Here is a 12,825-nt window from a genome sequence, read left to right on the forward strand (position 1 = left end):
CGTCAGCAGGACTACTCCTGTGGACTACTCCTGGTCGTAGAACTGCTGGGCGGTGAGAACGGCGCCGAGGTGTTCGATCGACCAGTCTTCTAGTGCCTTCAGCGGCGCGCGGAGACTGATCCCTGCATCGGTGAGCCGGTACTCCACCTTCACGGGAACCTGCGCGAAGACGGTGCGTATGACGAGGCCGTCGCGTTCCATCTCTCGCAGGGTCTGGGTCAGCATCTTCTGCGAGATCCCCTCGACGCGGCGCTTGAGTTCGGAGAAGCGGGCCGTGTCGTCGCCAAGCGCGCCGACCACAAGCACAGTCCAACGATCCCCGATCCGATCCAGGATTCGCCGGGTCGGGCAGCCTTGGTTGTAGGGGTTGCCGTCGAGAGCGACGGAAGTGCTCGGGTTTGCGGTTACCAAAAAGTGCCTTCTTCCCATCGGTGCTTTGGTCACCTATGGTAACCACTAGCGGTCTGATTCGCCAGACCAGCGCACATCACAAGGAGACAACAGATATGAGCACCATCGCCGTAATCGGGGGGACCGGGTACGCCGGATCATCGATCGTGAAGGAGGCCGCTTCCCGCGGTCACGAAGTAATCTCACTGAGCCGCTCGCTTCCGGTCGAGCCCGTCGACGGTGTCAGCTATGTACGAGGCACTGCCGCCGACGCGGAGCAGGTTGTCGCCGGCGCCGATATCGTGATCGGCGCCCTGTCGCCACGTGCCGGAACCGAAGGCACCCTGGTGGCCACGTACACGAAGCTGGCCGACCTCGCCGCGGCAAGCGGCGCCCGTTTGATCGTCGTCGGCGGCTTCAGCTCGCTGCGCCCTGCGCCGGGCGCTCCCCGCTTCGCTGAGGGTGATGACCTGCCGCCTGAGTTCGCTGCCGAAGCCACGGAGGGCAACTCCGTGCTCACCGCCCTGAGCACGAGCGCACCCGAGAACCTCGACTGGCTGTTCGTCAGCCCCGCTGCCACGTTCGGCGCGTACACCGAGCAAGGCGAGCCGCGCGGCACCTACCGAACGAGCACCGACGTTGCCCTCTTCGATGCCGAGGGCAACTCTGCGATTGAAGGCGCGGACTTCGCCCGCGCGATCCTCGACGAGATCGAGAAGCCCACGCACCACCGCAGCCAAATCCACTTCGCCTACTGACCAGCTCCGTCCCTGCAGATAGAGGTTCAAGAAGAACCACATCGCCACCCATGCCGCACCCAGCAGGAGCTGCGTAGCGTTGGCTGCCCCGAACAGGGGTGCGCGAAGCAGGCCGAGGCGCAGCAGCGGCTGCAGTTTCGGGCCTGGATGATGAAGAAGGTCACCAGCAGCACGCCCCGGCGGTTCCTCCGATGGTCGCCGCAGCTCCGTAGACGGCCCGGTAGGGGTGTGGCGCATACCCCTGGGGGGGTACGCGACGCGACCAGTCGGGTTTCGGTTGCGGAATACCCTGCCGGGGTATACGGTTGGATCTACACATACCCGGTAGGGGTATAAGGAATGAGAAAGAGGATGCGCAATGGCCATGAGCGAATACCAGGTGACCGGCATGTCGTGTGGGCACTGCGAGATGTCGATTCGTGAAGAGGTTGGCCAGATCGCGGGGGTCGAGAACATTGAGGTGAGTGCGCAGACGGGCATGCTCGTTGTCACGGGCGCGGAGTCGGTTGACGATGCCCAGGTTCTGGCCGCCGTGGAGGAGGCAGGGTACTCGGCGGTGCGGGCCATATGAAGACGGGCACGCGTCTAGCCGCTTATGGGCTCGGACTCGTCGTGGCGTTTGGTGGCGCGTTCGGCATCGCCGGCGCTGTCGTTCCTGACAGCGCAGTAACCGAATGGATGGAAGGCGCAAAAGTGAACGGTCATGAAGAAGGTCACGATTCCACGAGCGCCGGATCCGGATCCGCAACCGGATCCGAAACCGAAATCGCCACAGCGGTCGCGGCCGCGGTGAAGGGCCTCTCGCTCGGCATCGACGGGTATCTGCTGTCGCCGGTTGAGGCGCCTGCAGCGGTCGGTGAGTTTGGCGAGCTGAGCTTCCAGATTCAGGATGCCTCCGGGGCCTCGGTCACGGAGTACGAGACCTCCCACGACCGGGATATGCATCTGATCGTCGTGCGCTCAGATGGCAGCCAGTTCCGTCATGTTCACCCGGTGTTGGACGAGTCGACTGGCACCTGGTCGCTGCCGTGGGAATGGGTTGAAGCGGGGAGCTATCGTGTGTTTGCGGATTTCACGCTGGCCGACGCATCCGCTCTGACGCTTACGCGTACCGTTCAGGTGGCTGGGGAGTTCGTTCCGGTGGTGCCGCAGCCGATTCGGGTCGATCAGGTCGACGAATTCACGGTATCGCTCGACGGCGAAATGGTGGCGGGCTCGCCCCGCGAACTCGCGATCACCGTCACCCGTGGCGGCGAACCGGTGACCACCTTGGAGCCGTACCTTGGCGCATTCGGCCACCTCGTTGCCCTGCGTGAGGGCGACCTCGCCTTTCTGCACGTGCATGCCGACGGTGAAGAACCCGTGGCAGGCGACACGGCCGGGCCGCAGATTGTGTTTGCCGCCGAGGCCCCGACTGCGGGTCGATACCTGGTGTACCTGGACTTCCAGGTCGATGGCGAGGTTCACACCGCCGAGTTTGTGCTCGACGCCGCCCTCGATCCCGCCCCTGGCGCCGCCACGACCAGTGACGGCTCCACGAGCACCGGGAGCCCGACGCATCCGGAGGGGCACTGACCATCAGGTCTCGCTTTCTCCCGCTAATAGAAGGAACAGCACATGAGCACATCAGCGCCCCCAAGTGTGGGCACCGGCATCGAGTTGGAGATCGGCGGAATGACCTGCGCCTCCTGCGCGATGCGGATCGAGAAGAAGCTGAACAAGCTCGACGGCGTGACCGCGACCGTGAACTACGCCACCGAAAAGGCGAAGGTCACCGTGCCAGAAGGGTTCGACTCGGCGCTGTTGATCGCCGAGGTCGAGAAGACCGGGTACACGGCCGCTATCCCCGCCCCCAAGGGGCGCAAGACGGATGGCGAAGGCTCCGCCGACGCGGATGACGCTGACCCGGAGCTGCTGTCGCTGCGCAACCGGCTGATCGGTGCGATCGTGCTGACCCTGCCGGTGATCGCGATGGCGATGATTCCCGCGTTGCAGTTCACCTACTGGCAGTGGGCGTCGCTCGCGCTGGCTGCCCCCGTGATTTTGTGGGCGGCCTGGCCGTTCCACAAGGCGGCATGGGTGAACCTCAAGCACGGCGCCGCGACGATGGACACGCTCATCTCCTTGGGCACCTCCGCCGCGTTTCTCTGGTCGCTCTATGCGCTGTTCTTCGGCACCGCCGGCACGCCGGGCATGACGCATCCGTTCGAGTTTGCGTTGGCCCCCTCCGATGGTGCGGCGAACATCTACCTCGAGGTCGGCGCCGGGGTGACGATGTTCATCCTCGCCGGTCGGTACTTCGAGAAGCGATCGAAGAAGCAGGCCGGTGCAGCATTGCGCGCCCTGCTCGAACTCGGCGCGAAAGAGGTTTCGGTGCTGAGCGGCGGGGTCGAGACGAAGATCCCTGTCGAGGACCTGCAGGTCGGTGACGTGTTTCTCGTGCGACCGGGGGAGAAGATCGCCACCGACGGTGTCGTGGTCTCCGGCTCGTCTGCGGTGGACGCATCCATGCTCACCGGCGAAGCCGTTCCGGTCGAGGTCGCCGAGGGCGACACCGTCACCGGTGCCACGACGAATGTCGGCGGTCGGCTCTCGGTGCGTGCAACCCGGATCGGGTCAGACACACAGCTGGCGCAAATGGCTCAGCTCGTCGAGGATGCCCAGACCGGTAAAGCCGAAGTACAGCGCCTCGCCGACCGGATCTCCGGCGTGTTCGTGCCGATCGTGATCGTGATCGCGTTCGTCACACTGGGCGGATGGCTGGGCGCCGGTTTCCCCGTGACAGCGGCGTTCACGGCTGCCGTCGCGGTGCTCGTGATCGCGTGCCCCTGCGCGCTGGGCCTGGCGACGCCAACAGCGTTGCTGGTGGGCACCGGTCGGGGTGCGCAGATGGGCGTGCTCATCAAGGGCCCCGAGGTTCTGGAATCCACCCGCACCATCGACACCGTTGTGCTGGACAAGACCGGAACCGTCACCACAGGCAAGATGACTCTCGTCGACGTGTTCGTCGAGGCCGGCACCGATCGCGTCGAACTGCTGCGGCTGGCGGGGGCGTTGGAAGATGCCTCTGAACACCCGATCGCCCAGGCAATCGCCAAGGGTGCGACGCAGCAAGTCGGAGCGCTGCCGGCGGTGGACGGCTTCGTGAACATCGAAGGCAAGGGTGTGCAGGGCATTGTCGATGGCCACGCCGTGCTGGTGGGCCGTGAGTCGTTGCTGGCCGAGTGGTCACTGCAACTGAGCCGTGAGCTCGCGTCGACGAAGGCGCGCGCAGAGGGCGAAGGCAAGACGGTCGTCGCGGTGGGCTGGGACGGCCAGGCGCGAGGCATTCTCGTCGTCGCCGACACGGTCAAACCGACCAGCGCCGAAGCGATCGCACAGTTCAAGGCGATCGGTTTGACTCCGATTCTGCTCACGGGCGACAACGAGGCTGTCGCCCGGCGGATCGCCGCAGAGGTCGGCATCGAGGAGGTCATTGCCGAGGTTCTCCCGAAGGACAAGGTCGACGTGATCACCCGGCTGCAGAGGGAGGGGAGGATCGTGGCGATGATCGGTGACGGCGTCAACGACGCTCCCGCCCTCGCTCAGGCCGACCTCGGTCTGGCCATGGGAACCGGCGCCGATGTCGCGATCGAAGCATCGGACATCACTCTGGTGCGCGGCGATCTGCGGAGCGCGGTCGACGCCATCCGTCTGTCACGCAAGACGCTCCAAACGATCAAGACCAACCTATTCTGGGCGTTCGCCTACAACGTCGCCGCGATCCCGATCGCGGCGCTCGGAATGCTCAACCCGATGCTGGCCGGGGCGGCCATGGCGCTGTCCAGCGTCTTCGTTGTCGGCAACAGCCTGCGCCTGCGCGGGTTCAGAAGCATCGCGAAGCAGTAGCGGTCGCGGGCCAGCTGATGGCGGCCGACGGCGGCCGATAGTCTGAATCTGGCGGCATGCTCCCTACTCCGACCCGGGGAACTCTGCTTCGCCGCCTGCACTCTGCCCCATCCTGAACTGCTGCAACGTAAGGAACGTACGATGTCACCCTCCTCCGAGACTTCGACGCACGCACACGGTTATATCAGTGACAAAGACAAATACCTCAAGCGCATGGGACGCATCGAGGGGCAAGCGCGCGGCATCTCCAAGATGATCGATGAAGAGAAATATTGCATCGACATCCTCACCCAGATCAGCGCGCTGACGAGTGCGCTGCAGGTCGTCGCGCTCGGTCTGCTCGATGATCACCTCAAGCACTGCGTGCTCGACGCCGCGAAGCTCGGCGGGGACGACGCTGCGGCAAAGATCAAGGAAGCCAGCGACGCGATCAGTCGTCTCGTGCGCTCCTGACCGATAGCCGTCTCACGTCATAACTGGTTTGCCGGGGTGCCGGCCTCGCGGTGCCGGCGATACTGCAGCCCGACGATTCCGTTGCTGAACTCGGTGCTGGCGACCAAGTCGAGCCGATAGGACTTGGTGCTGCCATCGAACAGCCGGGTGCCTTCACCGGCAATGAAGGGGTGCAGGTCCACGCGGAACTCGTCGATGAGGTCGAGCCGCATGAGCGAGCGCCAGAGGCCGACGCCGCCCCAGACCACGATGTGGCCGTCTCCGCCGTGTCTGAGGGTGTCGATCTCCTCCATCGTGTCGCCGGCGGCGATGGTGGTGTTGGCCCACTCGGCCGTCTGCAGCGTTCGGGAGAAGACGACCTTGCGGGCGGAGTTCATGACGTTGGTGAACGGATGGTCGGCCGTCGGCAAGGCCGCGGCCATGCCCCGGTAGGCGGTGCGGCCCATGATGTGCGCGTACGCGCTCTCGTAGAGATCGATCTTCTGCTTCTGCTCCGCCGGGTCGATGGGCAATCCGAAGCAGAACTTCCAGTAGTCGGTGCCCTCGTCGGCGAGAAGTCCATCCAGCGAGTACATGAACGCCCACGCAATCAGTTTTCGCATGATCAGAACTCCCTCGTCCCAGGTCGCCTGGCAATATCGATCGACCATCGGTTGAGACGATTCTGTCCCCTGTTGCTCTCGTTCGCGAGGCAGGGGGCTCCGCAACGTTGTCTCAGGCTCGGATCTGGCGGATGGCGTCGGGGATCGACCCGGACCAGGCTGGTCCGTGACCGGGGACGACGCGGTGCGCATCGAGCGCGGAGAGCGCGTCGAGGGAGCGGAGTGCTTCGGCTGGATCATCGGTGAACGGTGCCGGCTGCGGGCCCGTCACCCCGGTGAGCACATTGCGCGTGGTGAGCGCATCTCCGACGAAGACCGTGTCGACGAGCGGCACGAACACGGCGACGCTGCCCGGCGAATGTCCGGGCAGACCGACGATCTGCGGTGACCCGGGGAGGGGGAGCGTCTCACCGTCATGCATCTCCATCACCGCGGTCAGGTGCGTGGTCTTCGCCCCGCCTTTGCGCAGCGCGTACGTGGCGAAACCGAGCATCGCGCCGAGCCGCTTGGGCCCACCCGCAGGATGCGACGTCACCTCACCGCGCGCTCGGGCGGCATCCGCTGCATGAACGTACACGGGGATGCCGTGGTCGCGGCGGAGGCGTTCCGCGATGCCGATGTGGTCACTGTCGCCGTGGGTGAGTACGACGCCGCGGATGTCTGTGATGTCGCGGCCCATGTGTGCGAGTTCTGCCCGGAGGTCGGACCAGTGGCCGGGGAGTCCGGCGTCGATCATGGTGATTCCGTCGGTGGTCTCGATGAGGTGGAATGCCACGATGTCATTGCCGACACGACGGAGGCCTGGAACGAGTTGCATTGTCATGCACCTTTCGAATTGCTACGCTGGCTACATGGCTACGATACATAGCCATCATGGCTATGGTCAATAGCTATCGACAATAGCTATCGACGATTTCGACCCGTGGAGAGTCCAATGCCAACACCTGAACGCACCTCTCGCGAGGCGATCGTCGCCGTCGGCCGTGAGCTCCTCGAAGCGGAGGGTCTCGCGGGGTTGACCATGCAGGCAGTCGCCGATCGCGTCGGAGTCAAAGCCCCGTCGCTCTACAAACGCGTTCGCAATCGCGATGAGCTCGTGCGGCTCATCACGGAAGCAACAATCGACGACCTCGGTGAGGAGCTGCGCAAGGCTGCAGCCGGGCCGACGGATGCCCCCTCTCTCGTCGCTGCGCTCGCGCTGGCGTTTCGGGCGTTCGCGCATCGGTTTCCGGCGGGCTTTCACCTCATCTTTGCGCCGGGGCCGGTCGGCACTCGTCCGTCTTATGACGCGATCGTCGCCTCGAGTCTGCCGCTCCTTGAGGTCGCGGGCGCGCTTGCGGGCCCAGAGCGTGCGCTCGATGCCGCGCGCACGCTCACGGCATGGGCCAACGGCTTCATCAGCATGGAACTGGCGGGTGCCTTCAACCTGGGTGGGGATGTCGATGAGGCTTTTGCCTTCGGCATCCGCACGCTGACAACCGCTCTGCAGGCTCGCGAGGTCGCGCAAGCGGTGGGTTGATCGCTCACGGCGGATCGGTGAGCGCAGTCGGCTAGTCATCGATCTCTGCAGCGCCCCGACGCTCCAGATCGGCGAGGGCCTCCCGCATCGCCTGCACCTGATCGGGCGAATGCCCCACCCAGTCCGTCAGCTCGCCGACGATCTTCACCGGTTGCGTGGTGCGGTAGGACCGGGTCGGATTGCCGGGAAACCTCTTATCGGTCACGTTGGGATCGTCTTCAAGGTCGCCCATCGGCTCCACGATGTAGATGCGGCCAAGGCCCTCGCCTGCAGCGAGTTCAGCGCCCCACGTTGCGGCATCCAGTGTTGCCGTCACGTAGACGTGGTTCATCGTGCGACCCGTTTCGAAGTTCGAGCGGCGTCCGGGCACGAGGAGGTCGCCCACCGTGAGGTTCGCTTTTGTCCCGTGGAACAGCGCCCCTGACTCGTGGACTTCGAACGGTTTCGGCACGCTCGTCATGCGCACTCCCAACATATTTGACGCTGAAGTTTAGTTCGGTCGAGCACTGCGATCCTGTCGCCGACGATGACTCACCGACGGTGAAATCAGCAAACTGCCGATTCCAGACAAGCAGACCGCTGAGACTGCCCGCAAGCGGAACCGCCCAGCAGTGCCGCCACGGTGCGGTCGGGATTTCTGCCTACGAGGCGATGCAAACCGTTTACTCGCGCCTGCTACGCTCCCCTCCGATAGCGCCTAGGGTTCCGGGACGACACCGTCTGTCTGGTTCGAGCGGTGCCACGGCCGACCGCGATCGGTGGGCCGTCATCTCAAGGGATAGAAGCCTGGAGGACTCCTGTGCCGCGCCTCCGCGCGGCGGGAAAGGTCCTGATGTCGGCTTTCGCATTGTTCCTTGTTCTGTCGGCCGCGGTCTGCCATGCGGCGTGGAATGTGGTGGCTCACGGGGTGAGCCGGATCGGCGTGCCGTTCTTGTGGTGGGGAGCGCTGGCGAGCACGGTGATCTGGGCGCCGCTCATTCCGCTGACGGGCGGCTTCGGGCGGGGAGGTTTTGACGTCGTCGCGGGGTTCGCGGTGGGGGCGGGCGTCTCCGGAGTGTTGCACGTGGCATACATGCTGGTGTTGCAACAGGGGTATGCGCGCGGTCGGTTGTCGACGGTCTATGCGACCGCCCGTGGCACGGGGCCGGCATTGAGCTCGTTCCTCGCCGTGGTGCTCCTGGGGGAGAGCATCGGTGTGGTTGCGGGCATTGGTGTCGTCGTCATTGTCGTGGGGGTGATCTTCACTGGGCTCATCGGCCGGGCGGCACCTGTGCCAGGGGTGCGGAGGGGGCCGGACCCGAGCATCATTTTCGGGGTGTTGACGGGCGTCGCCATTGCGGTCTACACAATCTGGGATGCGCACGCGCTGCGCACCTGGGGGTTGTCACCGGTGGCGTTCATGGTCGGCTGCACACTGGTGGAACTCGTGCTCTATGCCCCTCGAGCGATTCGTCGCAGGGGCGAGATGCTCGCCGTCGTGGGTGCCCATTGGCCCCGCATCCTGGCTTTCGGAGTGCTGTCACCCCTGTCATACATCCTCGTTCTGACTGCCGTGACGCTGGCACCGGTGGCGCTGGTGGCGCCGATTCGAGAGGTCAGCGTTGTGCTGGTCTCGCTGTTTGGTGTGCTGGTTCTGCGCGAGGGGTCGGCGGTGAGGCGCGTCGGGGCGTCGATCGTGGTCGTGGGCGGAGTCCTCATGCTGGCGTTCTGAAGCGTGCGGTGCATCCGACTGTTCGAAAGGGCTAGCGGTCATCCATGGAATAGGTTGTCGCGTCAACCGGTTGCCATTCAGTATGGCCTCCCGCACATCCACAGCGCCCGACCGTCCGAAAACCTCCCGGCCACTGTTCATCCTTCTGGCATCAGCCGTGACTCTTGTGCTGGCGACCGCTGGGATCTGGTGGGCCGTGACGGCCGCATCGTCGTCGGCGTCTTCGTCGGCGGGCACCGGACCGGCGGCATCCGCTCTGCCGGACAGCACACGGATGGGGGCCGTCGAGCTGCTGACCGACGACCTCGCCCCGATGCGGTCCTTCTATGTGGACGCGGTCGGCCTGGAGTTACTGGACGAGACTGACGACCGACTGAGCCTCGGGAGCGACGGTGAAGAAGTGCTGGGCATCACGCGTGCCGCGGATCGCCCTGCGGACATCGGGACCGAGGCCGGCCTCTATCATTCGGCGATCGTTTACCCGAACGAGCAGTCCCTCGCCACCGCGCTGCTCAGCGTCGCCACCGTCGCGCCGACGAGCTACAGCGGCAGTGCCGACCACGCTGTGAGTCTTGCGTTCTATTTCTCGGACCCCGACGGCAACGGACTGGAGCTCTACACCGACACCCCTGAAGACGAGTGGGTGTGGAACGACGGGCTCGTGCAGATGGGTTCGGCGGCCCTTGACCCCAATGCCTTCATCCAGGAGCACCTGGGCACGACGCCGACCGATTCCGGCGCCACGATGGGCCACGTGCACCTGCGGGTCGGCGATCTCGAGAAGGCACGGGCGTTCTACGCCGACACCCTCGGCTTCGCGATCACCGCCGAATCCGAGGACGCTCTTTTCTATGCGGCGGGCGGGTACCACCACCACATCGCAACGAACACCTGGGGCACCGCCGGCGCCACGGCCCGACCCGAGTCACTCGGCCTCGGTAGCCTCACGATCCACCTCGGAGACAAGGGCGCGCTTCTCGCGGTGGCCGATCGACTGACGGATGCCGCTGCGACGTTCACGCACGACGCCGGCGTGATCACGGTCGACGACCCGTGGGGCAACACTGTGCGATTGCTCGCCTAGAAGGCTCGGCGTCCGTGTCACCAGCGCGGACATCGTGCGCGTTTCCGCGCGGCATCCTGACCATGCCCCGCCTTTCCCAATCAGCGATGCCTGCCTACAGTGCAAGGAGAGCTACCCGCGAGCCAATCGTGGGTCGTGCCAGTGCCCACAAGACAGGGAGAGATCGAAATGAGCTCCATCGTTGTGCAAGCGTTCATCACCCTCGACGGCGTCGTGCAGGCACCCGGCGGCCCGGAGGAGGACACCGAAGGGGGCTTCGAATACGGCGGCTGGCAGACCAGCTACGTCGGCGGAGACGATGACGGGGCCATCATCATGGAATGGGAGAGCAAGACCGAGGCGTTGCTACTCGGACGCAGGACGTACGAGATCTTCGCCGGCGCGTGGGGCGTGTGGGACGAGAACGCCGCAGGCTTCGAGGGGGAGCTGACCCGGCGATACAACCGCGTCCCCAAGTACGTCGCGTCACGCACGCTGACCGAGGTCGGCTGGAAGAACTCGTTTCTCCTCGGCCCCGACGTGCCCGCGGCGGTTGAAACGCTACGTGCGCAACCGGGCGGTGAGATCCGGGTGTGGGGGAGCGGCCAACTGATCAGCACGCTGGCTGAGCATGACCTGGTCGACGAGTACCGTCTTGTCATCTACCCGTTGGTGCTCGGCACGGGCAAGAAGCTGTTCCCCGACGGGTTCCCGTACACCAGACTTGCCCTCGCTGAGAGCAGGGCCTTGGCCTCCGGCGTGGTGATCAACATCTACCAGCGCTCCGACGCCAGCTGAGGAGGAGGCATCCGTTCTGAACCGACCCGCTCCATGCGGTGGCAGAACGACCGACGAGAAGCAGCTGCCACCGATGCTGCGCCGGTAGCCGGTGAGTTGCAGCGAGAACGGCAGACGCGGCCGTGTTAACGGCAGACGCGGCCGTGTTTCCGTAGGCAGTTTCCGTAGGCAGCGGACCTCCGCCGGCCACGCCGCATCCGTCGCGCGGGTCCAGTGCCGTCACGCGGGTCGGCGCCGACGCGCGCAGCGGCACCTAACGCGCGCAATGCGCAGTTCGCCCGTCGGCGTCCCTTCCGTACATCCGCCACGCGGGTCGGATGCCGCCACGCGGGTCGGATGCCGCCACGCGGGTCGGGTGCCGCCACGCGGGTCGGGTGCCGCCGCGCGGGTCGGATGTCGGCCCGATTGCACCGCGCTGGTCGAAAACCGTGACGCCCACTGAATTCAACGGGCGTCACGGTATTCGACCCGCGCAACGGCGTTCCTTCACTTCTGCGAGCCGCCAGGCCCCGCCCCGCGAGCTGCTGGCTTGGCGAACCACCCGGGCAGTAGGCTGCAGGCACCTCACGCGGTATCTCGATGCGGCGGATGATTGGAGAGTGCTCATGGTTCATGCAAACATCGCTCGCGCACTTGCCGACGACGAGTTGCGAATTCGAGGTCTCCGGTTCGCCAACCTGCGCATTGTGATCGGCGTCGTGCTCGTCGCGGGAGCCTGGCTCCTGCTGCCATTCGGCATCTCTCAACTCGCGACAGGGCAGGTGGTCGTGTTGCCGGTACTCGACGTGCTCGGGGGCGGTGCGCTGCTGGCCGGGGGTGTTTGCCTCATCGTGAGCGGAGTTCGAGGTCGGCGACGTGCTGAGAGCATGCACAAGCCGGACACCGAAAATGGTCAGGCGAATCCGGCATTCGATGAGGATCGGCAGCCGCTTGCGACGGGCGGAGTTCCCCTGGGGTGGATCGGCAACGTTCCCGGCAGCTGATCTGGAGCGATTGATCTGCGCGAGTGCTCTGCGGCGATTGCTCTACCGGGCAGCCGCGGTGCGCAGCCCCGCCAGCACGAGATGGAGCACCTCCTCCGCGCCGTCGCCCGAGAGCGGCTCCGAGCGAGTGAGCATCCGGAACACCAGCGCGCCAAGCAACATGTCGGCTGCGGCCCGCTGTCGCTCGGTGGCGCCGGCCGCGGCATCCGGAACCGTGATCGCGAGCCAGTCGATGATGCCGGCGAGAATCGGCGCGGTAAACCTCTCGTGCACCCGGATGGCGACGCTCTCGTCTTCGGCCGTCGCCGAGGTGAGGGCTCTCGTCACCGAGGTGCCGACTGCACTGCTGAAGTAGTCGGCCTGTGCGCGCACCCAGGCGACGCCGTCGCCAGTGGGAGCTGTCGAGGCGAATGACGGGGGGATAGCCGGGTCGTCGAGAAATGCATCAGCCACGAGCGCTCCCTTCGACGGCCACCAGCGGTACAGGGTCTGCTTGCCGACACCCGCCGCAGCGGCGATACCTTCCACGGTGAGCGCCTCGTAGCCGGACTCGATAACGAGCGACCTGGCCGACGACAGGATGCCTTCGCGCCCACGGGCACCCCTCGGTCGCTTCACGTTGTGCATCGACTCAGGCTCCATCGACCCAGGATACGAGTA

15 protein-coding genes are annotated in these 12,825 nt (G+C 65.5%); 10 read left to right on the forward strand and 5 right to left on the reverse strand.

The annotated features are described in order from the left end of the window. Positions 1–24: 24 nt before the first annotated feature. Positions 25–411, reverse strand: coding sequence for a winged helix-turn-helix transcriptional regulator (locus tag ABD791_RS01245; protein ID WP_345061489.1), 387 nt, complete (start codon positions 409–411; stop codon positions 25–27). A 95-nt stretch (positions 412–506) separates the two neighbouring features. Here ABD791_RS01245 and ABD791_RS01250 point away from each other — a divergent pair, with 95 nt between their 5' ends. The 5 genes from ABD791_RS01250 to ABD791_RS01270 all read left to right on the forward strand — a co-directional run bounded on the left by ABD791_RS01250 (position 507) and on the right by ABD791_RS01270 (position 5,489). Further along, positions 507–1,148: an NAD(P)-dependent oxidoreductase gene (locus tag ABD791_RS01250; RefSeq protein WP_345061491.1), complete on the forward strand. Its 642-nt coding sequence runs from the start codon at positions 507–509 to the stop codon at positions 1,146–1,148. A gap of 358 nt (positions 1,149–1,506) precedes the next feature. Further along, entirely contained in the window at positions 1,507–1,719 is a 213-nt protein-coding gene (locus ABD791_RS01255) for a heavy-metal-associated domain-containing protein (protein WP_345061492.1), read from the forward strand. Beyond that, entirely contained in the window at positions 1,716–2,723 is a 1,008-nt protein-coding gene (locus ABD791_RS01260; RefSeq protein WP_345061494.1) for a heavy-metal-associated domain-containing protein, read from the forward strand. The genes ABD791_RS01255 and ABD791_RS01260 overlap by 4 nt, the downstream gene beginning before the upstream one ends. A gap of 42 nt (positions 2,724–2,765) precedes the next feature. Then, positions 2,766–5,036, forward strand: a complete 2,271-nt coding sequence (locus ABD791_RS01265) for a heavy metal translocating P-type ATPase (protein WP_345061496.1) — start codon at positions 2,766–2,768, stop codon at positions 5,034–5,036. Between the two features lie 141 nt (positions 5,037–5,177). After that, positions 5,178–5,489 (forward strand): metal-sensitive transcriptional regulator, encoded by a 312-nt coding sequence (locus ABD791_RS01270; RefSeq protein ID WP_345061497.1) that lies wholly within the window; start codon positions 5,178–5,180, stop codon positions 5,487–5,489. A gap of 17 nt (positions 5,490–5,506) precedes the next feature. Here the strand turns inward: ABD791_RS01270 and ABD791_RS01275 are convergent, their stop codons facing one another. Next, on the reverse strand, positions 5,507–6,139 hold the full coding sequence (locus tag ABD791_RS01275) for a dihydrofolate reductase family protein (protein WP_345061499.1): 633 nt from the start codon (positions 6,137–6,139) through the stop codon (positions 5,507–5,509). A gap of 64 nt (positions 6,140–6,203) precedes the next feature. Continuing rightward, complete coding sequence (locus tag ABD791_RS01280) at positions 6,204–6,908, reverse strand: MBL fold metallo-hydrolase (protein WP_345061501.1); 705 nt, start codon at positions 6,906–6,908, stop codon at positions 6,204–6,206. A gap of 117 nt (positions 6,909–7,025) precedes the next feature. Between ABD791_RS01280 and ABD791_RS01285 the strand changes: the two genes are divergently transcribed. After that, positions 7,026–7,610 carry a TetR/AcrR family transcriptional regulator gene (locus ABD791_RS01285; protein WP_345061503.1) on the forward strand — a complete coding sequence of 195 codons (585 nt, stop codon included), beginning with the start codon at positions 7,026–7,028 and terminating at the stop codon, positions 7,608–7,610. A 31-nt stretch (positions 7,611–7,641) separates the two neighbouring features. Here ABD791_RS01285 and arr read toward each other — a convergent pair whose 3' ends face one another. Beyond that, on the reverse strand, positions 7,642–8,070 hold the full coding sequence (arr, locus tag ABD791_RS01290; protein ID WP_345061505.1) for an NAD(+)--rifampin ADP-ribosyltransferase: 429 nt from the start codon (positions 8,068–8,070) through the stop codon (positions 7,642–7,644). A 372-nt stretch (positions 8,071–8,442) separates the two neighbouring features. Here arr and ABD791_RS01295 point away from each other — a divergent pair, with 372 nt between their 5' ends. The 4 genes from ABD791_RS01295 (at position 8,443) to ABD791_RS01310 (ending at position 12,165) form a co-directional block, all read left to right on the forward strand. Next, positions 8,443–9,321 carry an EamA family transporter gene (locus ABD791_RS01295; RefSeq protein WP_345061507.1) on the forward strand — a complete coding sequence of 293 codons (879 nt, stop codon included), beginning with the start codon at positions 8,443–8,445 and terminating at the stop codon, positions 9,319–9,321. Between the two features lie 157 nt (positions 9,322–9,478). Further along, positions 9,479–10,405: a VOC family protein gene (locus ABD791_RS01300; protein ID WP_345061509.1), complete on the forward strand. Its 927-nt coding sequence runs from the start codon at positions 9,479–9,481 to the stop codon at positions 10,403–10,405. A 168-nt stretch (positions 10,406–10,573) separates the two neighbouring features. Further along, entirely contained in the window at positions 10,574–11,182 is a 609-nt protein-coding gene (locus ABD791_RS01305; protein WP_345061511.1) for a dihydrofolate reductase family protein, read from the forward strand. 605 nt (positions 11,183–11,787) lie between these two features. Further along, positions 11,788–12,165 carry a hypothetical protein gene (locus ABD791_RS01310; protein WP_345061513.1) on the forward strand — a complete coding sequence of 126 codons (378 nt, stop codon included), beginning with the start codon at positions 11,788–11,790 and terminating at the stop codon, positions 12,163–12,165. 42 nt (positions 12,166–12,207) lie between these two features. Here the strand turns inward: ABD791_RS01310 and ABD791_RS01315 are convergent, their stop codons facing one another. After that, positions 12,208–12,792, reverse strand: a complete 585-nt coding sequence (locus ABD791_RS01315; RefSeq protein WP_345061515.1) for a TetR/AcrR family transcriptional regulator — start codon at positions 12,790–12,792, stop codon at positions 12,208–12,210. Between the last annotated feature and the right edge of the window lie 33 nt (positions 12,793–12,825).

Origin of the sequence: Glaciibacter kafniensis (assembly GCF_039538945.1) — a bacterium.
GTDB classification, from domain to species: Bacteria; Actinomycetota; Actinomycetes; order Actinomycetales; family Microbacteriaceae; genus Cryobacterium; species Cryobacterium kafniensis.